At 63.7% G+C, this 25758-nt stretch carries 24 protein-coding genes; 15 read left to right on the top strand and 9 right to left on the bottom strand.

Annotated elements, in window-relative coordinates:
- Positions 1 to 146: 146 nt before the first annotated feature.
- Positions 147 to 1667: an aldehyde dehydrogenase gene (adh, locus tag AX703_RS09930; protein ID WP_039335642.1), complete on the bottom strand. Its 1521-nt coding sequence runs from the start codon at positions 1665 to 1667 to the stop codon at positions 147 to 149.
- A 273-nt stretch (positions 1668 to 1940) separates the two neighbouring features.
- Here adh and AX703_RS09925 point away from each other — a divergent pair, with 273 nt between their 5' ends.
- On the top strand, positions 1941 to 3356 hold the full coding sequence (locus AX703_RS09925) for a methyl-accepting chemotaxis protein (RefSeq protein ID WP_197423669.1): 1416 nt from the start codon (positions 1941 to 1943) through the stop codon (positions 3354 to 3356).
- A 42-nt stretch (positions 3357 to 3398) separates the two neighbouring features.
- On the opposite strand, the gene AX703_RS09920 is transcribed toward AX703_RS09925, so the two are convergent.
- The gene (locus tag AX703_RS09920) at positions 3399 to 4493 is read right to left on the bottom strand and encodes an acyl-CoA dehydrogenase family protein (protein WP_062343838.1); all 1095 of its coding nucleotides are present in this window, start codon (positions 4491 to 4493) and stop codon (positions 3399 to 3401) included.
- Between the two features lie 144 nt (positions 4494 to 4637).
- On the opposite strand from AX703_RS09920, the gene AX703_RS09915 reads away from it, so the two are divergent.
- A complete protein-coding gene (locus AX703_RS09915) occupies positions 4638 to 5405 on the top strand; it encodes a LuxR C-terminal-related transcriptional regulator (RefSeq protein WP_039335645.1) in 768 nt (255 codons plus the stop codon).
- Positions 5406 to 5475: 70 nt separating this feature from the next.
- Here AX703_RS09915 and AX703_RS09910 read toward each other — a convergent pair whose 3' ends face one another.
- From AX703_RS09910 to AX703_RS09890, 5 genes are all read right to left on the bottom strand, one after another.
- Positions 5476 to 6369, bottom strand: a complete 894-nt coding sequence (locus AX703_RS09910; RefSeq protein ID WP_062343837.1) for an MBL fold metallo-hydrolase — start codon at positions 6367 to 6369, stop codon at positions 5476 to 5478.
- Between the two features lie 10 nt (positions 6370 to 6379).
- Positions 6380 to 7132 carry an SDR family NAD(P)-dependent oxidoreductase gene (locus AX703_RS09905; RefSeq protein WP_039335649.1) on the bottom strand — a complete coding sequence of 251 codons (753 nt, stop codon included), beginning with the start codon at positions 7130 to 7132 and terminating at the stop codon, positions 6380 to 6382.
- Between the two features lies 1 nt (position 7133).
- Complete coding sequence (locus tag AX703_RS09900) at positions 7134 to 8762, bottom strand: FAD-binding oxidoreductase (protein WP_062343836.1); 1629 nt, start codon at positions 8760 to 8762, stop codon at positions 7134 to 7136.
- A complete protein-coding gene (locus tag AX703_RS09895) occupies positions 8759 to 9091 on the bottom strand; it encodes a cytochrome c (protein WP_052242517.1) in 333 nt (110 codons plus the stop codon). Before AX703_RS09895 ends, AX703_RS09900 begins: the two co-directional genes overlap by 4 nt.
- A gap of 115 nt (positions 9092 to 9206) precedes the next feature.
- Positions 9207 to 9656, bottom strand: a complete 450-nt coding sequence (locus AX703_RS09890; RefSeq protein ID WP_231735474.1) for a DUF3429 domain-containing protein — start codon at positions 9654 to 9656, stop codon at positions 9207 to 9209.
- A gap of 109 nt (positions 9657 to 9765) precedes the next feature.
- Here AX703_RS09890 and AX703_RS09885 point away from each other — a divergent pair, with 109 nt between their 5' ends.
- The 13 genes from AX703_RS09885 to AX703_RS09830 all read left to right on the top strand — a co-directional run bounded on the left by AX703_RS09885 (position 9766) and on the right by AX703_RS09830 (position 23639).
- Positions 9766 to 10932 carry an FAD-binding domain-containing protein gene (locus AX703_RS09885; protein ID WP_197423668.1) on the top strand — a complete coding sequence of 389 codons (1167 nt, stop codon included), beginning with the start codon at positions 9766 to 9768 and terminating at the stop codon, positions 10930 to 10932.
- Positions 10933 to 11054: 122 nt separating this feature from the next.
- Positions 11055 to 11450 (top strand): Zn-ribbon domain-containing OB-fold protein, encoded by a 396-nt coding sequence (locus tag AX703_RS09880; RefSeq protein ID WP_062343834.1) that lies wholly within the window; start codon positions 11055 to 11057, stop codon positions 11448 to 11450.
- A complete protein-coding gene (locus AX703_RS09875) occupies positions 11447 to 12598 on the top strand; it encodes a thiolase family protein (protein ID WP_062343833.1) in 1152 nt (383 codons plus the stop codon). The genes AX703_RS09880 and AX703_RS09875 overlap by 4 nt, the downstream gene beginning before the upstream one ends.
- A gap of 5 nt (positions 12599 to 12603) precedes the next feature.
- Complete coding sequence (locus AX703_RS09870; RefSeq protein ID WP_062343832.1) at positions 12604 to 13818, top strand: acyl-CoA dehydrogenase family protein; 1215 nt, start codon at positions 12604 to 12606, stop codon at positions 13816 to 13818.
- A 12-nt stretch (positions 13819 to 13830) separates the two neighbouring features.
- The gene (locus AX703_RS09865; RefSeq protein WP_062343831.1) at positions 13831 to 14805 is read left to right on the top strand and encodes a thiamine pyrophosphate-dependent dehydrogenase E1 component subunit alpha; all 975 of its coding nucleotides are present in this window, start codon (positions 13831 to 13833) and stop codon (positions 14803 to 14805) included.
- A gap of 17 nt (positions 14806 to 14822) precedes the next feature.
- A complete protein-coding gene (locus AX703_RS09860) occupies positions 14823 to 15836 on the top strand; it encodes an alpha-ketoacid dehydrogenase subunit beta (protein ID WP_062343830.1) in 1014 nt (337 codons plus the stop codon).
- Between the two features lie 11 nt (positions 15837 to 15847).
- Positions 15848 to 17287 carry a dihydrolipoamide acetyltransferase family protein gene (locus AX703_RS09855; protein ID WP_062343829.1) on the top strand — a complete coding sequence of 480 codons (1440 nt, stop codon included), beginning with the start codon at positions 15848 to 15850 and terminating at the stop codon, positions 17285 to 17287.
- Entirely contained in the window at positions 17284 to 17814 is a 531-nt protein-coding gene (locus AX703_RS09850) for a VOC family protein (protein ID WP_062343828.1), read from the top strand. Before AX703_RS09855 ends, AX703_RS09850 begins: the two co-directional genes overlap by 4 nt.
- 75 nt (positions 17815 to 17889) lie before the next feature.
- A complete protein-coding gene (locus AX703_RS09845) occupies positions 17890 to 18819 on the top strand; it encodes a helix-turn-helix domain-containing protein (protein WP_062343827.1) in 930 nt (309 codons plus the stop codon).
- A 95-nt stretch (positions 18820 to 18914) separates the two neighbouring features.
- Positions 18915 to 20093, top strand: a complete 1179-nt coding sequence (locus tag AX703_RS28870; protein ID WP_369821007.1) for a TonB-dependent receptor — start codon at positions 18915 to 18917, stop codon at positions 20091 to 20093.
- Complete coding sequence (locus AX703_RS28865; RefSeq protein ID WP_369821008.1) at positions 20005 to 21567, top strand: TonB-dependent receptor; 1563 nt, start codon at positions 20005 to 20007, stop codon at positions 21565 to 21567. The genes AX703_RS28870 and AX703_RS28865 overlap by 89 nt, the downstream gene beginning before the upstream one ends.
- Positions 21568 to 21647: 80 nt before the next feature.
- Positions 21648 to 22751: an NAD(P)-dependent alcohol dehydrogenase gene (locus AX703_RS09835; RefSeq protein ID WP_062343826.1), complete on the top strand. Its 1104-nt coding sequence runs from the start codon at positions 21648 to 21650 to the stop codon at positions 22749 to 22751.
- 54 nt (positions 22752 to 22805) lie between these two features.
- On the top strand, positions 22806 to 23639 hold the full coding sequence (locus AX703_RS09830; protein ID WP_062343825.1) for a hypothetical protein: 834 nt from the start codon (positions 22806 to 22808) through the stop codon (positions 23637 to 23639).
- A gap of 44 nt (positions 23640 to 23683) precedes the next feature.
- Here the strand turns inward: AX703_RS09830 and AX703_RS09825 are convergent, their stop codons facing one another.
- Together AX703_RS09825 and AX703_RS09820 are read right to left on the bottom strand one after the other, a co-directional pair.
- The gene (locus AX703_RS09825; RefSeq protein WP_062343824.1) at positions 23684 to 24430 is read right to left on the bottom strand and encodes an arylmalonate decarboxylase; all 747 of its coding nucleotides are present in this window, start codon (positions 24428 to 24430) and stop codon (positions 23684 to 23686) included.
- Between the two features lie 58 nt (positions 24431 to 24488).
- Positions 24489 to 25697, bottom strand: a complete 1209-nt coding sequence (locus AX703_RS09820) for an NAD(P)/FAD-dependent oxidoreductase (RefSeq protein WP_062343883.1) — start codon at positions 25695 to 25697, stop codon at positions 24489 to 24491.
- Positions 25698 to 25758: the final 61 nt, after the last annotated feature.

The raw sequence follows: 25758 nt of genomic DNA, 5'->3' as shown, positions 1-25758 counted from the left end.
CCTCTCTTGTTCATCGCTTCACCTTCGCGCTCTTGCGGCCGAAGTGCAAAGGGCAGATCACAAATGGTGACGGCGCGGGCGGGACCTTCCTCCCTGCGCCGCGCCGTCTCCCTCCAGCAGTTACGCCGGTATCTCCATCTTCCGCCTCAGAAGAAGCCAAGCTTCTTGGGGCTGTAGCTGACCAGCAGGTTCTTGGTCTGCTGGTAGTGATCGAGCATCATCTTGTGGGTTTCGCGCCCGATGCCCGACTGCTTGTAGCCGCCGAATGCCGCGTGGGCCGGGTAGGCGTGGTAGCAGTTGGTCCACACGCGCCCTGCCTGGATGCCGCGGCCGAAGCGATAGGCGCGGGTTCCATCGCGGGTCCAGACGCCAGCACCGAGGCCGTAGAGGGTGTCGTTGGCGATCTCCAATGCTTCCTCGTCGGTCGAGAACCTGGTCACGGCGAGGACCGGACCGAAGATCTCTTCCTGGAACACGCGCATCTTGTTGTGGCCTTCGAGCACGGTCGGCTTGACGTAGTAGCCTTGCGCAAGATCGCCCTCGTGCATCGCGCGCTCGCCGCCGGTGAGGACCTTGGCACCTTCGTCCTTGCCGATCTGGATGTAGGAGAGGATCTTCTCCATCTGGTCGTTCGAGGCCTGCGCGCCGATCATCGTCGATGCATCGAGCGGGCTGCCGAGCTTGATCGCCTCGACCCGGGCAATCGCCTTTTCCATGAAGCGGTCATAGATCGATTCATGCACCAGCGCGCGGCTCGGGCAGGTGCAGACTTCGCCCTGGTTGAGCGCGAACATGGTGAAGCCTTCGAGCGCCTTGTCGAGGAAGTCGTCGTCGTGGTCCATCACGTCAGCAAAGAAGATGTTCGGGCTCTTTCCGCCCAGTTCCAGCGTGCAGGGGATGAGGTTTTCCGACGCATACTGCATGATCAGGCGACCGGTGGTGGTCTCGCCGGTGAACGCGATCTTGCTGATGCGCTTGTTGGTGGCAAGCGGCTTGCCTGCTTCGATGCCGAAGCCGTTGACGATGTTGAGCGTGCCGGCGGGCAGGATGTCGGCAATCAGTTCGGCGAGCACGAGGATCGACATTGGGGTCTGTTCGGCAGGCTTGAGCACCACGCAGTTGCCTGCGGCCAGCGCCGGGGCAAGCTTCCATGCCGCCATCAGGATCGGGAAGTTCCACGGGATGATCTGGCCGACCACGCCCAGCGGTTCGTGGAAGTGATAGGCGACGGTGTCGTGGTCGATCTCGGCAATCGAACCTTCCTGCGCCCGCACGCAGGCGGCGAAATAGCGGAAGTGGTCGATGGCGAGCGGAATGTCGGCGGCGGTCGTCTCGCGGATCGGCTTGCCGTTGTCGATGGTCTCGGCCATCGCCAGCAGATCGAGGTTCGCTTCCATCTTGTCGGCGACCTTGAGCAGGATGTTCGACCGTTCGGTGGTCGACATCTTGCCCCAGGCATCCTTGGCAGCGTGGGCGGCATCGAGCGCCAGCTCGATGTCCTCGGCCGTGCCACGCGCGACCTGGCACACGACCTGGCCCGTCACCGGCGAGATATTGTCGAAGTACGCACCCTTCACCGGGGCAACCCACTTGCCGCCGATGAAGTTGTCGAACTTGTCGCGAATGAGTGAAACGCCAGTGAACTGGCTAAGGGCCTGCTGCAACATCCTCGGTCCTCCGAAATCCTGTTATCGAGATCTGGCGGCAGTGTGCGCCCAAGCCGGGACGAGGCCAATTGTACCTTGGAAGGATGCTGCGCGCATCGCGAGGGTCCTGCCCCTTGGCCAAGCCGAAATCTGCACCAAAGGACATGAGGAGTTTCAACAATCGGGCATGGAGGCCGGCGTTCATGCTCGAGAGGTAAGACGGTTCGCGAGATTGTTCGCAGTTCATCGCCGTGCGCACCAATGGAAGCGGCGAGGAAAGAAAGGAACCGCTGCATGTTGGACTGGTTCGAAACGCAGGCGCCGATCCGCGAAAAAATGCGCGTGATGATGCTGGCGCTCGTGGGCGCTTCGGCATTGAACCTTTTCGACGTTCCCGCCATTCTGCTGTTCCCCGAGCACATCCTCATGCTCGTTTCAGGCGCCGCAGTCATCTCGCTGGTCCTGACCTTCATGATCATGCGCACCGTGACGGAGCGGATTTGCAGGCCCTATGTGGACACGGTGGTGCGCATGGAAGCGCTGGCCGGCGGCGATACCGAAAGCCCTATCCACTATACGCACCATACGGATTGCGTGGGGCGCATGACCAAGGCGATGGAGAAGTTTCGCCTCAGCATCCGCGCCTCGACCGATCTGGAAACGCAGCGCCGGATCATCGATCGGATGAACAGTTCGCTGGAACGACTGGCCGCCAACGACCTCACGGCAGAAGTCAACGAGGCGTTCCCCGGCGAGTACGAAGAGATGCGACGCAATTTCAATGCGGGGCTTGCCAGCATCTCGGACGCGCTCGCCAGCATTCGCGGCCTCGCCGGAACGGTGCTGACCGGATCGGAGGAGATTGACGCAGCTTCAGCCGATCTTGCCCGCCGCAACGAACGGCAGGCCGCCAACCTGCAACGTGCGGCGACGGCGATGAACCAGGTTACCAGAGCGCTTGGCCAGACCGCGGAGCGCGCAGATACCGCCCACCGCTCCGTGGCCAGCGTAGCCGCCAAGGCCGCAGAAGGCCACGAGGTTGCCGCCTCGGCAATGGATTCCATGCACGAGATCGAGAAGTCGTCTCAGGAAATCGGCCGGATTGTCGGGCTGATCGACGGCATCGCCTTCCAGACCAACTTGCTGGCGCTCAACGCTGGCGTGGAAGCGGCGCGCGCAGGGGAGGCCGGCAAGGGTTTTGCCGTTGTCGCCACCGAGGTGCGCGCCCTTGCCCAGCGCTGCGCCGAAGCTGCGCGGGATATCAAGGGGCTGGTCGATAGCAGTACCAGCACGGTTGCCAGGGGCGTCACGACCGTCGAGCGGACGCGCTCCGTCCTCGGCGAATTGAACGGACTGATCGACGAGATCAGCAGCTTCATCACCGAAGTCGCCTCGCATACCGCAGAGCAAGTGCGCAACCTTGCCGGCGTGAATGCCGACGTGGCCGAGATGGACCAGATGACGCAGCAGAACGCCGCCATGGTCGAGCAATCGGCAGCGGCGGCGCGCAGTCTGTCGGAACAGGCCAATGCCTTGTCCGCAGGCGTCGGCGCGTTCCTGATCAAGGATCAGCCGAGCGCCAGGCCAAGGGTTACCGGACCGGTCGTGGTACGTTCGCCCGGTGCTGCCCTTCAGTCTCCTGTAAAGTCAGCTGCTCCGATGCAAACCAGCGGCAGCCTCGCGCTTGCCGAAGACTGGTCGGAATTCTGAGGCAAGACGGCCCTGAAACCTTCAGGTTCGGGCCATCTTCCTTCAGGCAGCAGCAAACCGGTCAAGCGCGGCAAGGCCGTCGTCGGGCCAGCGCGACAGGGCGAGCAGGCGCTTGTGACCGTGGCCGATGAACAGTTCGTCGGTCACGCCCATGCCGCCATGGAACTGGATCATCTCGTGCCCTAGTTCGACCGAAGCCGGGGCGACGAAGGCGCGCAGGCCGTCAACGGCGGTGGCGAACCTGTCCGATCCCTGGCTGACAATGGCAAGATCGAGCAGTGCCCTACCCTGCTCGATCGCGGCATATTGCGCGGCCATGCGGTGCTGGATCGCCTGGAACGAGCCCAGGGGCGTGCCGAACTGCTGGCGCGTGCGCAGGTAATCGAGCGTGGCATCGAACAGCTGCTGCATTATGCCCAGCGCCTCGGCAGATCGGGCGAGCGAGGCAAGCACGCCGACTTCGGCGACATCGGCCAGCGAGCCGCCGAGCCGCTGGGCCGGCACCGCAGCGAGATCGAGCGAGACTGCCAGCGATCCGTCCACCATCCGCCACGGGTTGATCGAAAGACCGGGCGCATCGGCGGCGACGAGATAGAGCACCACGCCGTCCTGATCGGCAGGTGCGCCATGTTCGCGCGCGGTGACGATATAGGCATCAACGCCGGCGCCGGCGGGAACGCACGATTTCGCTCCGGTCAGAGCGCCCGCATCATCAACGCGCGTTTCGATGAAGGTCCGTCCTGCACGGGCACGCTGTTCTGCATGGGCCAGCGCAAGGCGGCGGGTGCCCATGGCGAGGCCTTCCATCCACTGCGCAGCAAGATCGGCCGGAGCGACGCGTTCGAACAGCCGCGCTGCGACCATCACGTTTTCTATCAGGGGTTCGACGACGAGGCCCTTGCCCAGCGCCTGAAACACCGTGGCGATCGCAGTGGCATCTAGCGCCATCCCGCCACTTTCGAATGACAGGGGTGCCGCAACGAGGCCGAGCTCGGCCAATAGGGACCACATCTGCGGCGAGAAGCCATTCGCCCCGCCGAGATAGACACGGCGGCGATCGAGGTCGTAGTTGTCATCAACGAAGCGCTCGGCAAGGGCCTTGAGCATTTCCTCGTCTTCATTCAGGTCGAAATTCACGTCCCTCTCCTCAAGGAGACGACCTGTAACAAGTTCGCACGGCTCGCCATGCTGCGCAAATGACTAGGCGTTTGAGCCAATACCGTCGTTGTTTCCAAAGCACTTGGCCGGTATGACCCATGTCCATAAGTACAGGAGAGGTCAGTGCAGCTTTCGGTGGAGTCGATCGACTCGGTCAGGATCAGCAATCCGCAGGACGTGCGCCGCGCGGCAGAAGCCCTGCACCAGATCGCAACGGCCGCCGGCATGCGTGCCGCCCCTGCGCACGATATTGCTGACAAGCGCACGCCGGTCGATGCCGATGGCAACATCCTGGCACGCGACGTATTCGGCTGGAACGACGAGAAGGTGTGGTGGCGCAATTCGCGCATCGCGCTCGATTCGCCGCTGACGTCTGCGTGCCGGTTCGAGAGCGAGCCATTCTGGGTGAACGCCAACGGTTTTCACACCCGCCAGCCTAACCACTACCTGACCGCCATCGACCTCACCAACTTCGAGGCTCGCGCGATGACCCGCGCTGCCATCGTCGTGCCCGTGCACCTGCCGTTCGGGCAGATCGGTGCAGTCAGCTTCAATCCGCTCGATCCTGCGCAGACCGAACTGGATGACGTGTTCCTTGAGAACGGCGACGCCTTCGGCATCTATGCACGCACCTTCATCGCCAGCTATGTCCATGCGATGGGATCGGCGCAGGCCCTGCCCTCGGGCTCGCGCCTGTCAAAGCGTGAGGTGGAGTGCCTGCGCTGGGCGGCCATCGGCAAGACCGACCTGGAAATCAGCATGATCATGGGCCGCAGCCGGGCCACGGTGCGTTTCCACATCCACAACGCCTCGATGAAGCTCAATGCGGTGAACCGCAGCCAGACAGTCTTCAAGGCGGCGCAGCTGGGCTATATCTCGCTGGCGACTTGAGGGTGGTCACCGAGGCATGTGCATGAAGCGGCCGTTCGAGGTCTCAGCCTTCCGTCTCGTTCATCGTCCCTCACTCATCCCACGGCGGAATTTCGCCAGCGCCAACCTGGCTGGAGATGCCGAGCAGGAACCCGCCGTAGACTTCGGTCGCATTGGGATACTTCGCGGCCATGATCGCGGCGAGTTCCTTTGAGGTCTTCGACCGGCTGCGCGCCTCGGCGAAGGCCTTGATGTAGGCGCGGGTCCAGCCGATGCTCATGCTGTCATCAGGCAGGCCGGGCTTGGTGTGTCCGGCGACGACCTTGACCGGATTGAGCGCCTCGAGCTGGTCAAGCGTCTTCAGCCAGGCATCGTACTGCGCAGGTCCGTGTTCGCCGAGCCAGACGTAGACGCCATTGTAGAGAATGTCCCCTGCAATCAGGGTGCGGGTCTCGGCGTCCCAGACCACGGTCGAATGGACGTGATCGCCCTGCATCGGGCCCAGAACCTGAAGTTTGTGGCCTTCGAGATCGAAGCTGTCTCCGGCCATCGCCACGGGCTGCACAGGACGCTTGGGCGCATTCGTGCCGAGCTGTCCGCTCCAGCGCTTGAACTTGATCGGGATCGAGCGCGCCATATCCTTGGCGGCAACCGGATTGGCGATGATCTTCGCGTCCGGGAATGCATCCTGCAGCACGTCCAGTCCGAAGAAGTGATCGGGGTGATCATGCGTGATGATGATCGCCTTGAGGCTCTTGCCGCTGTCGAGCACTTCAGCGGCAACGCGCATGGCGTCGGACCGGGCAAAGGGTACGTCGACAAGGACGGCGTCCTTCTCACCGGTGATCAGGGTGACGTTGGCCACCATGCTGACCGGGCTGGTCGGGATCACCTTGTATTCGAGCGGCCCCTTTGCAGGTGTCTGGGCATGGGCTGCGCTGATTGAAAGCGCCGATGCCGCGAGAAGCGAGAGAACCTTTCGCATTTCCGTCTCCTCAGTGTGCGGTTTGGCCGCCGTCGATGGTGAAAGTGGCGCCGTTGATGAAGCTGGCTCCGTCCGAGCACAGGTGCAGCACCGTGGGAGCGATTTCCTCGGGGCGCGCGGCGCGGCCTGAAATGTTCTGGGCGAAGAACATCTGGGTGAATTCGTTGCTGTCGGCCCAGTGCTGGGTCATCGGGGTGACGACGAAGCCGGGCGCGATGGCGTTCACGCGGATGCCTTGCTGCGCATATTCCACGGCCGCCGCCTTGGTCAGGCCGGAGACGGCGTGCTTCATTGCGCAGTAGGCGCTCATATTGGGGTCCGCGATCAGCGCGCCGACGCTGGCGGTGTTGACGATTGCCCCGCCGCCGACCTTCAGGAAGTGGCGGATTTCGGCCTGCATGGCGAAGAACACACCCTTGAAGTCGACGTCGATGGCAAGGTCGAGTTCGTCCTCCGGAATTTCGTGGATCGGACGCTGTGGTGGCAGGACGCCGGCGTTATTGAACGCCGCATCCATCCGGCCGAAGCGGTCGAGGCATTGCGCCACCAGTTCGTCCAGCTCCGGGGCCTTGCGCACGTCGGTCTTGCGGAAGGCCGCCCGGCCCCCTTCTCCGAGAATCATCGCGACGGTTTCATCGGCGCGGTCGTCGATGTCGCCGATCATTACCGAGGCGCCTTCGCGAGCGAATGCGATGGCTGTGGCCCGGCCGATGCCGGTGGCGGCGCCCGTCACGAGGACGGCCTTTCCTTCGAAGCGCATCATCTTACACGATTCCTGATTTGCCGGGGGCGAGAATGCCGTTGGGATCGAGCGCGTGCTTGATCTTGGCGTTGAATTCGCGATTCACGGCCCCGTACTGCTGGGCGACAAGCTCCATCGAGTTCACGCCGGTGCGGTAGCTCGCCCAGCCTTGCGCGCCGAAGCGGGTGACGAGTTCGCGGTAGCAGGCGTCGGCCTTCTTCTCCTGCTCGGCATCGGACTTGTCGAACAGCAGCGCGATGATGTGGTGCAAGTCGCGCCAGCCGATGGCGTAGGCGGCGGTGTAGTCGAAGCCGTGGCGTTCGATGATTTCCTTGGCCAGCGCGGTCTGGCGCTCGGCCTCAACGCCGCGCGCGGCGGCGACAGGCGCGAACCACGCAAGGCCCCCGCCGGCCCCGCGCCAGCGCAACAGGCCGATCTCGTCAAGGTTGAGGCCGCCTTCCATCAGCGTGGCGTGGTGATGGAACCACGGGTTATCGCCCATTTCGGCCGCGGTAAGCACTTCACCGCCGCTGGCTTCAAGGCTGGCGCGGATGATCGGCTCGACGCCCGCCACGGTCTGTTCGGTGCCGTAGAGTGCGAAATAGGTGTTCCACATGCCGAGGCCATTGGCCTTGGCCGCCTTCTTGAGAGAAACCTCGTCGAGGGCCGCGCCATCGGGCACGATCTCGTTGCGGCGCTTGAACATGGCGAGCTGGTAGGACGCGCTCATCATCAGGTTGCAGTTGGCGACGAGATTGGAGACGCGAAGCGGGCGCATCGCCTCGATGATGCGCGGCACGTCGGCCATTTCGCCATGACGCACCATGAACGGCTTGTAGACTGGCGGCTTGGGCATGAGCCACAGGCCCATCTTGGTGACGACGCCGAAGTTCGACTGGGTGAACAGGCCGTCGAGATAGGGTCCGTAGCCCCACTTGAACGCCTGCCACGCGGTGCTGCCCTTGATCGAGCCCATGCCGGTGCGCATGACTTGCCCATCGGCCAGCACCACTTCCATGCCGCACTGGAACATGAAGTGTTCGCCATAGGGCGTATAGCCCACCCCGCGATCGAGCGTGTTGCCGACAGGCGAGGCAATCGGGCCGACAGTCGGCACGTCGATCCATAGCGGAATGTTGTTGTCTACCAGGTAATCCTTGAGCTGCTGGTAGGTGACGCAGGGTTCGAGCAGGCAGGTCCCGAGATCGGCGTCGACTTCAAGGATGCGGTTCATCCGCTTGAGATCGAGCACGACCTGCCCCGGCGTGGCGGGCGCGGTCATCCCGTAGCCCATGTTCTTGCCGGTGGAGACCGGCCAGAGCGGCTGGCGGTACTTGTTGGCGATGCGGACGATCTCCTGCACCTGCTCAACGCTTTCGGGGCAGACCGCTCCGATGGGCACGTGGCGGTTCGCCGGGTCTGGCACGTAGACCTTGGCGTAGGGAGCGACAGCTTCCTCATCGCCGAACACCCATTCCGCGCCAACGACAGCGCGGAAGGCCTTCATCGCCCCGGCAAAGTCTGCCTTGGACATGTGAGGGGCGAGCGGCGCGGGGTTCCTTGCGCTGGCGCCGGTGCCAAGGCCAAGGCTGGCTGCACCGATGATGCCTGCGCCAAGCAGGCCGCGACGGTCGAGGTTCAGATCGCTCATTGTCCGTGCTCCCCCTTGCGAGCATCGCTTTTCTCGATCCAGGCGGCGAGAGCTTCCAGCTCCTCAGGCTTCACCTCGGTCGGGCGGAAGGCGGGCATGCCGTTCTGGCCATGGCGGACGATGTACTTGACGCTCTCCGCCGGGATTGCCCGGCCAAGGATGATCGGGCCGACGTTGCGGCCATGACAGTAGCCGCAGGTCTTGGCGTAGACCGTCTCCGGCGCGCGGATCGGTTGCGTCTCGCCCAGTTTCTGGCTGGCAATGGCCGGCGCGGCCAGCGCGAGCAGCGTTGCCCCTGCAATGGCAAGGGCTGTGGTCTTATCGGGCATATATCCCCTCCGGTGCGGCGTGATCTCCGCTTGCCGAAAGAGTTATCGCGCCTGTGGGCGCCTCGCTATCGGCGCTGTTCCGGAGCGTTCCACCAAGCGAAACGTGCGTGCGAGATCAGCCAAGTGATGCGAGTGCCAGGGTCAGGATGCCAAGGCCGCCCGCCATCCACGCCCGCAAACGCAACCAGCCCGGCGGCAGAGTGACGTCGCCGGAAAGCTTGCGGTCGACCAGCGGGCTGGCCAGCAGCAGCAGGCCCAGCGCAACCAGCGAAGGGCCCGGCCAGTGCCAGCCCTCACTCCACGGCAGCAGCGCAGCCCACGCAGCAAGGCTGGGCAGCACCGACACGACATAGAGCCCGGACTTCCGCACCCCGCCAAGCAGCCCGGCCATCCACCACAGCCCACCGAGGAACGACAGGATCAGCGCAGCGTAGAAGCAGCCTGCCGCCTTGGCGGTCCACTGATACGGACCCTTGTCCAGGACTGCCCAGATGCACAGCGCCTGTGGCAGCCAACCCGCCAGACCCAATATGGTGACGGCAGGAGGCAGGGTTGTTCGGGTCAAGCGGGCAGACTCCTTCATGGTTCGTCTGCTCTGCCCCTGCGCTTATCCTGTCGCAACACGGCCCTGTTGCCACGTCGAGGATTACTGCCAGCGGGTTTAGGCCATGGGCATGGACAGGTTCCCCCTCACCCGCGCCGCTGCTCTCAAACGACTCGAACGTTTCGTTCCCCGCGCCGGCAGCGCCTATGCGGCGCGGCGCAATCTCGTCGACCCGCAGGGCAACCACGCCAATGTCTCCCGCCTTTCCGCCGCGCTGCGCCGCCGTCTGATCGGCGAGGATGAAGTCGTGCGAAGCGTTCTGGCGGCGCATCGGCTGGACAAGTGCGAAAAGTTCATCGCCGAGGTGTTCTGGCGGACCTACTGGAAGGGCTGGCTGGAGCAGCGCCCCGGGGTGTGGAGCGCATACCTCGCCGATGTCAGCGCGTTTCATCCCGGCACCATGATTGCCGAGGCGATGGCAGGCCGCACCGGCATCGATGCCTTCGACCATTGGGCACGTGAGCTTGCGGCGACTGGCTACCTGCACAACTGGGCGCGGATGCAGGTTGCATCGATCTGGATCTTTACGCTCGGCCTGCCCTGGCAGTTGGGTGCGCAGTGGTTCTTCGAGAAGCTGGTCGATGCAGACCCTGCTTCCAATACGCTGAGCTGGCGATGGGTGGCGGGCTTGCACACGCCGGGCAAGACCTATCTTGCCGATGCCGACCGGATCGCGGCGATGACCGGGGGCAGGTTTCGGCCCGATGGTCTTGCCCGAGTGGCGCGCACTCCCGAGGCGGCTTCACCCTTGCCGCGATCGCCGCTCCGCACGGCCGTTGCCCCTGACCCTGCCCTGCCCACGCTGGTCCTGTTGACGCCTGAAGACTGCTCGCTGGAAACTGTCCTGCCAGATCTTGACGTGCGCGCCGTGGTTGTTGCCGACGATCTTGCGGCCAACGAGTGGGACCGGATGGCACTCGACGACGCAGCCCTTCGTACTGCTGCTCACTGGCAATGTCCTGTCGGGGTCGCAAATCCCGTGGCCTTCGCCGAGCTTCACGGCTGCAGGCAGGTGGTTACCGGCTTTGCCCCCGTCGGTCCGGTCGCTGCCGCGCTTGACGCGCTGCGATCACGACTTGCCGCAAACGGCATGGTCCTTGCCGAACACCAGCGCACGTGGGACCGCCTGTGCTGGCCCCACTGCGGCAAGGGCTTCTTCAACCTCAAGAGCGAAATTCCGCGCCTGCTGGACCAACTTCGACCAATGCGCTCGCCCCTGTCCGTTTGCTTGCCCTAGCGTTTTGCTGACCCTAGCGTTTTGCCCACCCTAGCGTTTTGCAGAGTCGGCAAATGCTGCTTCGACGGGTCTAGTGCAGGAAACCGGAATCAGGCCTCCGGACTTGCACGGACGGGAGTGGAATGCACGTTATCGCCCAAGGGCTCATTACCGAGGACAAGCCGCCGCACCTGATCGGCGGGCGCGAGCGTGATACGGGCCGCGTGGTGTTTCCCTGTCCCACTGGTGACCGGTACGATCGAGTCGCGCTGTCACGCACCGGCACGCTGTGGTCCTACACCATCCAGCGCTATCGCCCGAAATCGCCACCCTACAAGGGCCCCGAGGCCTTTCGCCCATGGGCCGTCGCCTACGTCGAGCTGCCGGGCGAAGTGATCGTGGAATCGCGCCTGACCGACATCGCCTTCGAAGACATCCGCATCGGCATGCCGCTGGAACTGACCATGATACCGCTCGATCCGGATGCCGCCGATCCGGTGATGATCCCCGCCTTCCGGCCTGCAGGAGATGCGGCATGAGCGACGATGTCTGCATTGTTGGCGTCGGCATTCACCCGTTCGGTCGCACCGATGGGCTGTCCGGCCTCGAACAGGGCGTACATGCCGTGCGCGAGGCGCTGGCCGATGCCGGGATCGACTGGCCGCAGATCCAGTTTGCCTATGGCAGCTCGGACGCGGCCGGCAATCCCGATACGATGGTCGAGCGCCTGGGCCTGACCGGCGTGCAGTTCATCAACGTGCGCAACGGCTGTGCGGCGGGAGGCTCGGCGCTGTTCTCTGCCCAGATGGCGATCAAGAGCGGCGAGTTCGACATCGGTCTTGCCGTCGGCTTCGACAAACACCCGCGCGGCGCGTTCAATGCCCTGCCTTCGGAATACAACCTGCCGGAATGGTATGGCGATGCCGGCTACATGATCACCACGCAGTTCTTTGCGGCCAAGATCATGCGCTACATGCACGATCACGGCATCAGCCAGACCAGCCTGGCGCGCGTGGCCAACAAGGCCTTCCGCAATGCGGTGCATGCGCCCCATGCCTGGCGGCGCGAACCGGTGGACATGGAGACCATTCTCGAGGCGCCGCTCGTTTCGGACCCTTATACCAAATACATGTTCTGCTCTCCGGCTGAGGGCGGCGTCGCGCTGATCCTGGCCAGCGAGAAGAAGGCGCGCGAGCTGGGCAAGCCGCTGGTCCGGCTCAAGGCTGCGACGATGCGCACCCGCCCGCCGAAGAGCTTCGAGGTTTTTGCGCCGTCGATCGACATCGGCGGTGGCAAGGCCACGGCCACGCAGATCGCCAGCGCCGATGCCTTCCGCATGGCCGGTATCGGGCCCGAAGACATTGCCCTTGCCCAGCTGCAGGACACCGAATGCGGCGCGGAGATCATGCACATGGCCGAGAACGGCTTCTGCAAGGACGGCGATCAGGAAGCATGGCTGGCGCAAGGTCGCACCGAGATTGGCGGCAGCCTTCCGGTCAACACCGATGGCGGCTGCCTCGCCTGTGGTGAGCCGATCGGCGCATCGGGCCTGCGCCAGGTCTACGAGAACGTCGTCCAGCTGCGCGGTGATGGCGGCGGCAGGCAGGTTCCCGGCAATCCCAAGACCGCATACAGTCATGTCTATGGCGCCCCCGGCGTCTCTGCCGTTACAATTCTCGAGCGTTGACAGTTATGGATATCGATCTTTCTCCCGAAGAACTGGCCTTCCGTGACGAAGTGCGCGCCTTTCTGGCCGAGAAGCTGCCTGAAGAAGTGAAGCATGGCGCCGCGATGTCGCCCACCGTGTTCGTCGAACCGGACATCGGCCAGCGCTGGAACGCGGTGCTGAACGAACAGGGCTGGCTCGCCTATCAGTGGCCCAAGGACGTGGGCGGTACGGGCTGGACGCCCACGCAGCGCTACATCTTCGAAAAGGAGTGTGCACTTGCCGGCGCACCGAACCTGACGGTGCTGGGTCTCAAGCTCGTCGCCCCGGTGATCTATACTTTCGGAACGCCCGAACAGAAAGCGAAGTACCTGCCCAAGATCCTGTCGGGCGAGGATTACTGGTGTCAGGGCTTTTCCGAACCCGGCTCAGGCTCTGACCTTGCCAGCCTGCAGTGCCGTGCCGTGCTTTCCGAATATGGCACGCATTACAAGCTCAATGGATCGAAGATCTGGACCACGCACGCCCACTGGGCCAACAAGATGTTCGCGCTGGTCCGCACCGATGCCAGCGTGAAGAAGCAGGCAGGTATCTCGTTCCTGCTCGTCGACATGAACCAGCCCGGCGTCTCGGTCCGGCCGCTGCTGACGCTGGCCGGTGACCATGAGGTCAACCAGGTGTTCCTCGAAGACGCCATCGTGCCGGTCGAGGACCGCGTTGGCGAGGAAGGTGATGGCTGGAAGCTCGCCAAGTTCCTGCTCGAGAACGAGCGCGGTGGTTCGTGCCATTCGCCCAAGCTGGAATACGACCTTGCCCAGATCGAACAGGCGGCGCAGGACGAGCCCGATGGGCGTGGCGGCAGGCTGGCTGACGACACTGACTGGAAGCGCCGCGTGGCCAAGGTGCGACTGGGCATCCAGAGCCTCGAGATGATCGAGCTGAAGATTCTCTCGGAGATCGCCAAGGGTCGCCCGCCCGGACCGCAAACCTCGCTGTGCAAGCTGCTGGCCTCCAACCTCCGTCAGGACGTCGATCTGCTGGCAGTGGATCTTTATGGCCCGGCCGGCCTCCAGCTCGATCTGGCGCGGCCGCTTTATGGCGACAATGCCCCGGCACCGATCCACGCAGAGGGCGCGCAGGTCGCGTCTGCGCGCTATCTCAACAGCCGGGCATGGACAATTTTCGGCGGAACCAACGAAGTGCAGGCAAGCATCATCGCGCGCACTGTGCTCGGACTGTAAAGGAAGAAGAGGATGCAACTGAGCCGTGAGGCGCTATTGCGCGCCTATCGCCAGATGAAGGTGATCCGCGAATTCGAGGAACGCCTGCACGTCGATATCCAGACCGGCGAAATTGCCGGGTTCACTCATCTCTATTGCGGGCAGGAAGCCGTCGCGGTCGGTGTGTGCGAGCATCTCGACAATGACGACAAGATCGTCTCGACCCATCGCGGCCACGGCCACTGCCTTGCCAAGGGCTGTGACGTGAACGGAATGATGAAGGAAATCTGGGGCAGCCGCGAAGGCCTGTGCAAGGGCAAGGGCGGCTCGATGCATATTGCCGACGTCGACAAGGGCATGCTCGGCGCAAACGGCATCGTCGGCGCGGGCGCTCCCATCGCGGTAGGCGCCGGGATCGCCGCCAAGATCGATGGGAAGGGCAAGGTCGCCATCACATTCTCGGGCGACGGCGCGTGCAACCAGGGAACCACGTTCGAAGCGATGAACATGGCCGTGGTTACCAAGGCCGCGACCATCTTCGTGTTCGAGAACAACCACTATTCCGAGCACACCGGCTATCAGTATGCGGTCGGCACCAATGGCGACATCGCCAGCCGCGCTGAAGCCTTCGGCATGAAGGTGTGGCGCGGGGACGGGACCGACTTCTTCTCGGTCTATGAAACCATGCGCGAAGTGCTCGATTACGTGCGCGTCCCCGGCAACGGTCCAGCGGCGGTGGAATTCGATACCGAGCGCTTCTTTGGCCACTTCGAGGGCGACCCGCAGCGCTACCGCGGCCCGGGCGAACTCGATCGCATACGCGAGCAGCGCGACTGCCTCAAGAAGTTCCGCGAAAGCGTGACCCAGGCCAAGCTGCTGGCAGGCGAAGACCTCGACAAGATCGACGCCGAGGTGCTGGAGGCCATCGAGGAATCCGTCCGGCAAGCCAAGGCTGCCGATCGTCCCACCGCCGAAGACGTCCTGACCGACGTCTACATTTCGTACTGAGACGAGGGAGCGGACCAATGGCAAAAATGATGTACCGCGACGCTGTCGTCTCGACGATCGCAGAGGAAATGGAGCGCGACGAGAACGTCGTGTGCCTGGGTGAAGACATTGTCGGCGGCATGGGCACGCCCGGTGGTCCCGAAGCCATCGGCGGCATCTGGTCGACCTCGACCGGATTGTTCGGGAAGTTCGGCGCGGACCGCGTGATCGACACGCCGATTTCGGAAAGCGCGATCATGGGCGCGGCTGCGGGCCTTGCGCTTTCGGGAAAGCGCCCGATTGCCGAGCTGATGTTTGCCGACTTCATCGGCGTCTCTCTCGACCAGATCTGGAACCAGATCGCCAAGTTCCGCTACATGTTCGGCGGCAAGACCAAGTGCCCGGCGGTGATCCGCATGGCCTATGGCGCGGGCTATAATGCCGCTGCCCAGCACAGCCAGGCAGTGCATCAGATCCTGACCGGCATGCCCGGCCTCAAGGTGGTGATGCCGACCACTCCTGCCGACGTGAAGGGTCTGCTGCGCACCGCAATCCGCGACGATGATCCGGTGATCTTCCTTGAGCACAAGGCGCTTTATGGCGTCAGCGGCGAAGTGCCTGACGATCCGGACTTCATGATTCCGTTCGGCCACGCCCGCCTTTCCCGCGCCGGGCAGGACGTGACGATCGTCTCGACCGGTCTGCTTCTCGGCTTCTGCGAAGCGGTGGCGGACAAGCTGGCCGCCGAGGGCATCGGCTGCGACGTAATCGACCTGCGCACCACAAGCCCGCTGGACGAGGAAACGATCCTCGACTCCGTCGAAGTGACCGGTCGCCTCGTTGTCGTCGACGAAGCGCCGCCGCGCTGCAGCCTCGGGGCCGATATCTGCGCGCTGGTAGCTGAAAAGGCCTTCGCCAGCCTCAAGGCGCCCCCGCTGTCGGTCAACCCGCCGCACACCCCCATCCCGTTCGCGCGCGAGCTGGAATCTGCCTACCTCCCCTCGATCGACAAGATCGAGGCGGCGGTGCGCAAGGTTCTGGGCTACCGCTGAGGAGCCGCGACATGGCCAATATCCGCCCGTTCTGCATGCCCAAGTGGGGCATCGAGATGACCGAGGGCACGATCGCCGAATGGATGGTCAAGGAAGGCGAGGCCTTTTCCAAAGGCCAAGTCCTGTGCCTGATCGAAACCGCCAAGATCACCAACGAGGTCGAGGCTGAATACGATGCGGTGCTCAAGCGCCTGCTGGCCCCGGCGAGCGACGAAGCGCACCCGGTGGGGGCGCTGCTGGCGGTGTTCGCCGATGCCGATACCAGCGACGCCGAGGTCGACGAGTTCATCGCCGGCTTCAAGCCCGCCGAAACCTCGGTTGCGGCCAAGGGCGGTGGTTCTGCACCGGCCCCGGCGGCAGCGACACCTGCTGCACCTGCCCAGGCACTGGCGCGCGAGCCGAAGAAGATCGTCACCAATCGCGCGATCAGCCCGGAAGCGCTGAAGCTCGCCGAAGCGGAAGGCGTCGATATCGAGCCGATCGAAGGATCGGGCCGCAACGGACGCATTACCTACCAGGACGTGGTGCAGGCTTTGCGCCCCGAACGCGCGGTATCCTACAAGGGCAGCGCGCAACTTGTCGAGGACAGCCCCGAGGCGTTCGCCTCCCCCCTCGCCCGCCGCATTGCCGCGCAGCACGGGATCAGCCTATCCTCCATCAGGGGCACCGGCGCGCGCGGCCGCATATCCAAGGCCGACGTGCTGGCGCTGGTCAAGCCGACCACGGCCGCTGCGCCAGTCTTCGGTGCGCCGTTCGAACTCGTTGTCAACCAGCCGAGCGTCCAGCCCTTCGACAAGGTGCGCAAGGTCGTGGCGAAGCGCCTCACCGAGGCCAAGCAGACCATCCCGCATTTCTACCTGCGCGTCTCGGCCTCGGTCGATGCGCTGATGGACTTGCGCAAGACGGCGAACCTCGTTCTCGGTACCAAGGCGTCGATCAACGATTACATCGTCAAGGCCGTGGCGCTGGCACTGGTGAAGCACCCTGACGTCAACGTACAGGTCCATGGCGACAGCGTGCATTCGTTCCCGCACGCAGACGTCGCCATTGCCGTGGCCAGCCCCAAGGGCCTCGTGACTCCGATTGTCCGCCAGGCAGACCGCATGCACATCGCCCAGATCGCGGCGACCACTCGCGCCCTGATCGACAAGGCGCAAGCAGGCAAGCTCGGCTATGAGGACATGGATGGCGGCACCTTCTCCGTCTCCAACCTCGGCATGTTCGGGATCGAGCAATTCGATGCGATCATCAACCCGCCACAGGGTGCGATACTTGCCGTCGGCGGAGCCAATCGCGTCGCGGTCGAAGCGGACAGTGGCGACATCGCCTTCGAGACCCGCATGCAGCTGACCATGTCGGTTGATCATCGTGCCATTGATGGCGCAGCAGGGGCGCAGTTCCTGCAGACGCTCAAGGGCCTGCTCGAAGCACCGGAGGGCCTTTTCCAATGACCCGCGCGATCACCAAACTCGGCCCTGTCGGCCAACTCGCCTACCTGCCGCAGGATTTCGACGCGGCGGTGAAATACTGGACCGAGACGATGGGCGTCGGCCCGTTCTACCTGATGGAGAATGTCGCGCTCGGGGATGCCAAGTACAAGGGCGTGCCCACCGGCGCGGTGTTCTCCATTGCCATCGCCTATTGGGGTGATGTGCAGATCGAACTGATCCGTCCGGAAAACAGCGAGCCTTCTATCTACACCGGCGAATACGCGGTGACCGACAGCCTCCACCATATCTGCATCTTCGTCGATTCCATCGCCGAAGCGCGCGCGGCCTGCGCGCAAGCGGGTGCAACGATCTTGGTCGAGGGTAAGGTCGGCGAGGATGGCGAAGTGATCTACGTCGACGCAGGCCAAGGCCCCGGCCACGTCATCGAACTGCTCCAGAACATGACCGGCGCCGATGCCATCTTCCAGATGATCAAGGACGCCGCGAAGGACTGGGACGGGTCAGAACCGCTGCGCAAGCTGGGCTGACAAGCGCACGCTTGGCAGGCGTTGCTATATTCTATAACAATGCTGCCGGAGAGTCCTGAAACCGGCGGTAAAACCATGCTCGAAGTTCTCAGCACGCGCGAACTCGCTCCGGTCGAGCGGCTCGATTATTGGAACGAGCTGATCGCCTCGACCTACACCGGCATGGTCGTCGACGCCCCGCGCGACCGCTTCGACGCGAGACTGACCGTCTGGCAGATGGGAACGCTGCGCATGGTTCGCCCCTATTCGCGGGCTGCCGTGATCTCGCGCCATGCCGAAAGGCATACCCGGCCTACCGATCAGACGGTTGTCGCGCACTTGCTGACGCGCGGCGCAGCCCGGCTCGAACAGCGTGGCCGCACCGTCGATCTGACGGAAGGAGACATGGTGCTGTGCGCGGCCGAGGAGTTCTATCGCTTCGACACCAGTACGACGCACGAGATGATGGTGGTGGAGTTCGATCGCCGCACGCTGGCCGAGCGCATGCCCAACATCGACGATTTCGTTGCACGGCGCATTTCCGGCCAACTACCCTCAACCCGTCTTGCCCATCGCTATATGTCCTCGCTTTGGCAGGAAGCGCCCGAGACTCTACCCGATGCGCATTGGCAGATGCACGCGGGCATCCTTGGCAACATCATTGCCTCGTGCATCGAGGGCAGCGGCGAGGTGACGGAAGCGCCCAGTCACTTCCTCCTGACGCGCGCCGAAGCCGTCATCCTTGAACGGATCGGTGATCCAGACCTCACCCCGTCGGTTCTGGCGAAGAGCCTTGGCGTTCCCCTGCGCACGCTACAGGCCGCTGCTGCCAGTACCGGAACAACGCCAAGCGCCTTGATCATGCGCCGCCGCCTGCACCGCGCGGCAAGGAGGCTGGTGAGCGAGCCCGGTGCGAGCGTCACCACCATTGCCATGGAATGCGGCTTTGCCGATCCCGCGCACTTCGCCCGCCGGTTCCAGCAGCACTTCGGCACAACGCCCAGCCACTATCGCCGCATGAACTGACAGGTCCTTGCGCATCCGTCCGGTTTCCTGCGCGCGCGGACATGCAGCTTTGAAACGGACAGCTAGACCGATCCCATAAACATGGGAGGTTCTGCATGAAGGCTCGATTCACTTCGGCTAGCGTCTTTGCGCTTGCTGCATCAATTCTCGCCGTTCCGGCGTTTGCCCAGGAAACCGCGCAGGCCGATAATGCTGGCGGCATCGAGGAGATCGTCGTCACCGCGCAGAAGCGCGTCGAGAACGTGCAGGACGTGCCGATCGCGATTTCCGCATTCGGCGGCACTGCGCTGAAGGAGCGCGCCGTTGCCGATATTTCTGCGTTGAGCGGCATCGCGCCCAACGTCAACCTTGATGGTGGCACGCCGTTCTCGGGATCGTCGGCCGTGCTTTCCGCAACGATCCGCGGCATCGGTTCTGACGACTTTGCGTTCAACATCGATCCGGGCGTCGGCATCTACCTCGACGGCGTATTCCTGGCCCGTACCGTCGGCGCCAACCAGGACCTGCCAGATGTAGAGCGCATCGAGGTGCTGAAGGGACCGCAGGGCACGCTGTTCGGACGCAACACCATCGGCGGTGCGATCTCGATCGTCACGCACAATCCCGGCAAGGAGTTCCGCCTGACCGGTGACCTTACCACCGGCAGCTTCGACCTGCTGCGCGCACGCGCCACGCTGGACCTGCCACTGACGGACGGCCTTGCCGCCTCGCTGACGGGCGCGGTCACCAGCCGCAGCGGCTTCCAGAAGCGTATCCCATACAACGGTAGCGCGGCGGAAATGCGCGCTATTGCCAATTCCGATCCTTTCACCTCGTTCAACAACGCGGACTACTCGACGTCATCGCGCCAGAGCGCGGACAACAACTTGAGCCTGCGCGGCAAGCTGCGGTGGGACGATGGCGGTGCCTTCCGCGCAACGCTTTCGGGTGATTACACCAATCAGGATTCCTCGGGGCAGAACAACTCGCTGCTCGGCGTGTCCTTCCCGCCGGGACCCGCCGGGACCGTTTGCCCCGACCAACCCCCTGCCCGGAACCGGCATCAACCCGATCGATCCGGCCGGCGGCTTCCTCTTCGCCGGGCTCTACAACTTCTGCATCGGCTCGACTCAGGCGGAGATCGCCGCACGCGGTGCCAGCGCGATCTGTGGCGCGCGTGGCACCAGCGTCAACCCCGGTCGCCTCCTGGGTTCGCTGGCAGGCGTCAACACCGACGCCGACCCCACGAACAATCGCCTGCCATGGGATGGGCGCTTCATCACCGGCGATCCTGACAAGACCTATGCCACCGGTCCGACGCTCAACAAGCTGCGTGCCTGGGGCTTTGCCGGGAATCTGGAGTATGACCTTGCCGAAGGCCTGATGGTCCGCTCGATCACCAGCTACCGCAAGACCGACTGGAAGGCGGGGTCAGACCTCGACGGTTCGCCGCTTTCCATGCTTGAGCTGACCTTCAGCCAGAACCAGCAGCAGTTCAGCCAGGAAGTGCAATTGCTCGGGTCCAACCTTCTCGACGGCAAGCTGAATTTCGTGGCCGGCGCCTATTACTTCAAGGAAGACGGTGACCTGCACGATTACGTGACCTTCGACGAAGGCTTGCTGCAGGTGGATGGCCCCAACAGCTTCGACACCAAGAACTACGCCTTCTTCGGCCAGGTCGATTTCCGCGTTAACGACTGGATCGGGATCACGCTGGGCGGGCGATACACCAAGGAGACGAAGCTGTTCGAAGGCGGCCAGCAGGATCTGAACGGCGGCAACTACAAGTTGTTCGGCTGCGCGAACGCTGCGGGCACGATCTTCCCGTTCGGCGATTTCCCGCTGGCCCCGCCGCAGGCTGCGGGCGGCCCGCCCTGCTTTGCCGCGCTGTCCTATCCCGATCCCACCAACCCGGTACGGGTCTACGTGCCAGGCGTGAACCGCAAGACCTTCTCGAACTTCGCGCCGAAGATCGGCGTGCAGCTGCACCCCAATGACGACGTGATGGTCTATGGCAGCTATTCCGAAGGCTACAAGACCGGCGGTTGGACCACGCGACTGACCAACCCGCAAGGTAACGTGGCGCCCGATTTCGACGAGGAAATTGCCGAGACCTTCGAAGTTGGCGTGAAGTCCACCTGGCTCGACCGTCGCCTGCAAGTAAACGTCGCGGCCTTCTCGACCAATTACAAGAACGTCCAGTTGAACCAGCAGGTCGGCACTTCGCCCACCATCGACAATGCCGGCACAGCGCGGATCAAGGGCGTGGAACTCGAAGCCATCGTCGCTCCGGTCAAGGGCCTGACGATCAACGCTTCGGTCGGCTATCTCGATGCCTGTTTCACGGCGCTCTCGGCAAGCGTGCTGCGCCCCGACGTGGCAGGCCCGATCCCCGGCTTGCGCGAAGGTGCCGTGGTTGGCGGACAGCTGCCCAAGACCGCGAAGTGGTCCACCAATCTGGCGCCGCGCTATGAGCTTGGCCTTGGCAACGGCGGATCGATGGTGTTCCTGGCTGACTGGACGCACAAGAGCGCGGTGTGGAACGACGTGGCGCGCTATCTGCCGCTGCGCCGACAGCCGATCGACATCGTCAACGCCAGCCTCACTTACCGCGAACCGGGCGGAAAGTGGGACCTGACCGTGGGCGGCACGAACCTGACCGATGAGCGCTACCTCGTTTCGGCAGGCGCCAACGACGCGGCCGGGGTTTACTTCGGCAGCTACAACCGGCCCCGCGAATGGTACGCCCGCGTCGGCTTCAAGTTCTGATCGTCCGAAGCCCCGCCACAAATCCGAACCGTGGACAGGGCTTCGCCTCCATCGCTTTTGCCATTCACAGGAAATCCGACATGACCACCGGCAACGCCGCAGTCCTGCGCACTGCGGGCGCAGCGCCAAGGATCGAGACTGTCACCATTGACGCTCCGCGCGCCGACGAAGTGCTCGTCGAAATGCGCGGCGTAGGCATCTGTCATACGGATATGGTTATGCGCGACGGGCACCTGCCAGTGCCGCTTCCCGTGGTGCTGGGTCATGAGGGTTCGGGCGTCGTCCGGGCGGTGGGCAGCGACGTGTCCGATCTCATGGTGGGCGATCATGTCGTGCTGAGCTTCATGTTCTGCAGCGATTGCCCCAGCTGCGACGAGAAGGCGCCCGCCTATTGCCATTCATGGGTACCGCTGAATTTCTTCGGTGCGCGCACCGATGGCTCTACCGCGCTGACCGACGCAGGTGGCGCACCGGTGCATAGCCATGTCTTCGGCCAATCATCATTCGCAACGCATGCCGTGGTCAACCGGCGCAATGCGGTGAAGGTGTCCGAGGATCTGCCGATCGAGCTGCTCGGCCCCTTGGGCTGCGGCATCCAGACCGGCGCGGGCGCGGTGCTCAACGCCTGCCGCGTGCGCGCAGGATCCAGCGTCGCGGTGATCGGAGTGGGCGCGGTTGGCCTGTCTGCGGTCATGGCAGCGGGCATCGCCGGCGCAGGAACGATTGCGGCGATAGACGTCAATCCAGCGCGGCTGGACCTCGCCATTGAACTGGGCGCGACCCACGTCTTGCGGAGCGGTGATGACTTCACGGCGCTGGCGGCGGAAGCGGGCTGTCCGGCAGGGTTCGACTATATCATCGATACCACGGGCATTGCCTCGCTGGTGAACGCTGCGATCCTTGCCCTCGCGCCGCGAGGCGAAATCGCGCTGGTCGGCGCCTATGCCCCCGGCACAGAAGTGCGGGCCGACACCACCCACGTCATGAGCGCGGGCCGCGTGATCCGCGGCGTTGTCGAAGGCAGCGCCGATCCCCAAACCTTCATCCCTGAACTCATCGAATACCACCGCGCAGGTCGCTTCCCGTTCGACCGCCTCGTCGAATGGTTCAGGTTCGACGAAATATCCGAGGCGTTTGCGGCTGCAGAATCGGGACGCGTGGTAAAGCCGATCCTGCGGTTCTAGGTTGCGGCGCTGTTGGGCGCGCCTGATAATCGGTGTCCATCTTGAGGACACCGCATGACAAGCACCGTCGAGATTCTGGCAGAAGCGATCCTTGATCGACTTTCGCAAGACCGCAAAGGTCCCTTCGCGGTCGGCATCTGCGGAGCGCAAGGTTGCGGCAAAACGTGGACCACTCGCCTGCTGGCCGAGCGCATGGAGCAAGACGGCCTACAAACGGTAACGCTGTCGCTCGATGATCTCTATCTGCCCAAGGCCGGCCGGCAGCGACTGGCTGAGATGGTCCATCCGCTCTTTGCGGTGCGGGGCGTTCCGGGCACGCATGACATTGCAGCAGGCATCCGCATTCTCGATGCGCTTGGCGGGACGGGATCCCTGGCCTTGCCGGCTTTTGACAAGGCGAAGGACGACCAGGTTCCGCACGAGGACTGGCGGATGGTAGACACCCCCGTCGATATCGTCCTGTTCGAAGGCTGGTGCATCGGGGCGCGGCCGCAGGAAGTCGGCCTGCTCAGCGCTCCCATCAACGCGCTGGAACGGGACGAAGACCCGGATGCGGTCTGGCGGAGCCACGTGAACGACTGCCTCGCTGGACAGTATCAGGCGTTCTTCTCGAAGTTCGACATGCTGGTGCTGCTGCAGGCCCCCGGCTTCGAGGTCGTGGCCGAGTGGCGTCTGGAGCAGGAGGAGACCCTGCGCCGCGCTCTGGCCAGCGAAGGCCGTGACGTTTCAGGCTTGATGGACCGAAACGCGATCGACCGTTTCGTGATGTACTACGAACGGATCACACGGCACATTCTCGATGAAATGCCGGCTCGGGCGGAACTCGTGATCGCACTGGACGCGCAGCGGCGGCCAGCCTCGGTGAAGGTCAACCGCCAAAGGCGTTGAGGGTGCGCGTCTGCAGAGGGAGAACCGCGCGCGCACCCGTGGCCTCAGAACTCGGAGAGGAGTCTTCCGAGGCCTTCGATCCGGTCGGTAATGCCGAGCGTACGCAACGCATGCCAATACGTTGCGGTGTTGATCGCGATCACCGGCTTGTCCAGCTTGAGCTCGTATTCGGCAGCAAGGCTGACCATCGAAAGGTTGGTGCCGACCTGCACGATTGCATCGACATCGCTACCGTTGAGATGGTCGATCACTTCACGCAAACGCTGCGGCGTTACCTTGGCGATGTCGGTCCACCGCTTGCACTGCAGGGGCACGTCGCGCACCACCGAAAAGCCGGATTCCTCAAGGAAACGGCGTACCTCAGCGTTGGCGACGGGGTAATAGGGCGAGACAAAGCTGACGGTCTTGACGTTGCCGTAGGCATGAAGCGCTGCCGCCACCGATTCCGATCCGGTCGATGCGCCGACGCCGGCGAGTTCCTCAACCTCGGCCTTGAACTTCTTGCCACCTTCGACCCCGCCGTAGAACGTGATCGCCGACATGCCGAGCACCAGATACTCGGGACGCAGCGTCATCGCCGAGCGCACCGCATCCATCGTGTTTTCGGCAATCGCCGTCGTGCCGGCAATGAAATCCTCGTTTGAGAGGGCAACCGGGTCTTCCACGAAAATGCGCGAGAAGTGGTTGGTCACGCCGGCGGGGCGCATGCGCTCCATATCGGGCTGGACGGTGGTGTTGGTGGAAGGGGCAATCACGCCGAGACAGGCGCGGTAACCCTGGACGTCAACCATTGGATTTGTCTCCGGAAAAAGCCGCGCCGCAGTCCCACCACCGCAACGCTGCTTCGCATCATACGATCGCAGCCGCCTGGGCGAGGCTATCGAACATGGCTTGCCGCATCAGATAGTTGCGGCGGGTTTCGTCGTTGTTCTTGATTTCCAGCATCTTGGCACGGCGCGCTTCGTGCGCTCCGTCCTGTCCGCCCTTGATGAAGGCCATGTTTTCCTTGGTCTGCATCTGGGTGAAGCTGTGCGTCACCTCGCGGCGTTGGCGATCGTAGAGCGCAAGGCTTGGCTCCATCGCCGCCTTGCCCTTCAGCACCGGCTCGAGCTTCTCGAACAGGTTGAAGGCATCGTGGACGCCCGAGTTCATGCCGAAGCCGCCAAGCGGATTGTTGAGGTGCGCGGCATCGCCGACCAGCATGACGCGGCCCTCGCGGAACGACTTGGCCACGCGCTGGTGGACACGGTACAGTGTGCGATGCTCTGTCTTCACCGCGGCGCCATCACCGACGAGGCGGTCAAAGATGCCGTTCTTGATCCTGTCGGAACGCAGCTCTTCGTCGCTGAGCGAGCCATCGGTTGGAACCAGCACACGCCAGAGCGAAGGCACGCGCAGCAGCACCAGCCACTCCTTCGGATCCGACACGTAGTTCACCAGCGCAAGGTTCGGCAGGTGATCGGCCAGTTCAAGGTCGGTCGAGAGGCACAGGAAGCGTTCGGGATAGGTAAACCCGTCGAACTCGATCCCAAGCCATTTGCGCACGATCGAGTTGGCACCATCGGCGCCGACCAGATAATCGGCACGCAGGCGATTGATGCCGTAGGGCGTTTCGGCCCACAGATCGACGCCGCTTTCGTCCTGCTTGAATGTCAGCAGGCGCGTGCTGAAGTGCATCTTGGCGTTAGAGTACTTTTCCAGACCGCCAGCCAGCGCGCGAGACAAATGATACTGTTCGCACTGGATGCGGAAGGGATAGCGGGTCACGTCGTCGATCTCGCTGAGGTCGAAATCGATCACTTCGCCAGTGGTGCGATCACGCCAGTGATAGACGGGCGCCTTCAGGCCCTTTTCCAGCAACATCGGCGTAATGCCGATGGTATCGAGCATTTCGAGCGTCGGCGGGTGGAACGTGGATGCGCGCAAATCCTGCGCGCAGTCCTCGCCCGATTCGAGCACGACCACATCAACCCCCGCCTGGGCCAGCAGCGTGGCCAGAACCGTCCCGACGGGACCAGCTCCGACAATCGCCACCTGGCACCGTTCAACCCCTGTCATATCCAGCGGACTCCAATCTAACTTCTGGTACGGGGTATGGACCGGGCCGCTTCGAGAGGTT

Source organism: Novosphingobium sp. CCH12-A3 (assembly GCF_001556015.1).
In the GTDB taxonomy this organism is placed as follows: Bacteria; Pseudomonadota; Alphaproteobacteria; order Sphingomonadales; family Sphingomonadaceae; genus Novosphingobium; species Novosphingobium subterraneum.
Note: the sequence above shows the minus strand (reverse complement) of the source record. Positions and strands in the feature narration are given on the sequence as shown.

Bases quoted from the DNA above. Each gene is read 5' to 3' on its own strand.
- AX703_RS09845 (WP_062343827.1), top strand. From the start codon at position 17,890: ATGCTCGAAGTTCTCAGCACGCGCGAACTCGCTCCGGTCGAGCGGCTC.
- AX703_RS09910 (WP_062343837.1), bottom strand. From the start codon at position 6,369: ATGCGAAAGGTTCTCTCGCTTCTCGCGGCATCGGCGCTTTCAATCAGC.
- AX703_RS09850 (WP_062343828.1), top strand. From the start codon at position 17,284: ATGACCCGCGCGATCACCAAACTCGGCCCTGTCGGCCAACTCGCCTAC.
- AX703_RS09860 (WP_062343830.1), top strand. From the start codon at position 14,823: ATGGCAAAAATGATGTACCGCGACGCTGTCGTCTCGACGATCGCAGAG.
- AX703_RS09885 (WP_197423668.1), top strand. From the start codon at position 9,766: ATGGACAGGTTCCCCCTCACCCGCGCCGCTGCTCTCAAACGACTCGAA.
- AX703_RS09900 (WP_062343836.1), bottom strand. From the start codon at position 8,762: ATGAGCGATCTGAACCTCGACCGTCGCGGCCTGCTTGGCGCAGGCATC.
- adh (WP_039335642.1), bottom strand. From the start codon at position 1,667: ATGTTGCAGCAGGCCCTTAGCCAGTTCACTGGCGTTTCACTCATTCGC.
- AX703_RS09855 (WP_062343829.1), top strand. From the start codon at position 15,848: ATGGCCAATATCCGCCCGTTCTGCATGCCCAAGTGGGGCATCGAGATG.
- AX703_RS09830 (WP_062343825.1), top strand. From the start codon at position 22,806: ATGACAAGCACCGTCGAGATTCTGGCAGAAGCGATCCTTGATCGACTT.
- AX703_RS09895 (WP_052242517.1), bottom strand. From the start codon at position 9,091: ATGCCCGATAAGACCACAGCCCTTGCCATTGCAGGGGCAACGCTGCTC.
- AX703_RS09865 (WP_062343831.1), top strand. From the start codon at position 13,831: ATGCAACTGAGCCGTGAGGCGCTATTGCGCGCCTATCGCCAGATGAAG.
- AX703_RS09820 (WP_062343883.1), bottom strand. From the start codon at position 25,697: ATGACAGGGGTTGAACGGTGCCAGGTGGCGATTGTCGGAGCTGGTCCC.
- AX703_RS28870 (WP_369821007.1), top strand. From the start codon at position 18,915: ATGAAGGCTCGATTCACTTCGGCTAGCGTCTTTGCGCTTGCTGCATCA.
- AX703_RS09870 (WP_062343832.1), top strand. From the start codon at position 12,604: ATGGATATCGATCTTTCTCCCGAAGAACTGGCCTTCCGTGACGAAGTG.
- AX703_RS09905 (WP_039335649.1), bottom strand. From the start codon at position 7,132: ATGATGCGCTTCGAAGGAAAGGCCGTCCTCGTGACGGGCGCCGCCACC.
- AX703_RS09925 (WP_197423669.1), top strand. From the start codon at position 1,941: ATGTTGGACTGGTTCGAAACGCAGGCGCCGATCCGCGAAAAAATGCGC.
- AX703_RS09825 (WP_062343824.1), bottom strand. From the start codon at position 24,430: ATGGTTGACGTCCAGGGTTACCGCGCCTGTCTCGGCGTGATTGCCCCT.
- AX703_RS09875 (WP_062343833.1), top strand. From the start codon at position 11,447: ATGAGCGACGATGTCTGCATTGTTGGCGTCGGCATTCACCCGTTCGGT.
- AX703_RS09835 (WP_062343826.1), top strand. From the start codon at position 21,648: ATGACCACCGGCAACGCCGCAGTCCTGCGCACTGCGGGCGCAGCGCCA.
- AX703_RS09880 (WP_062343834.1), top strand. From the start codon at position 11,055: ATGCACGTTATCGCCCAAGGGCTCATTACCGAGGACAAGCCGCCGCAC.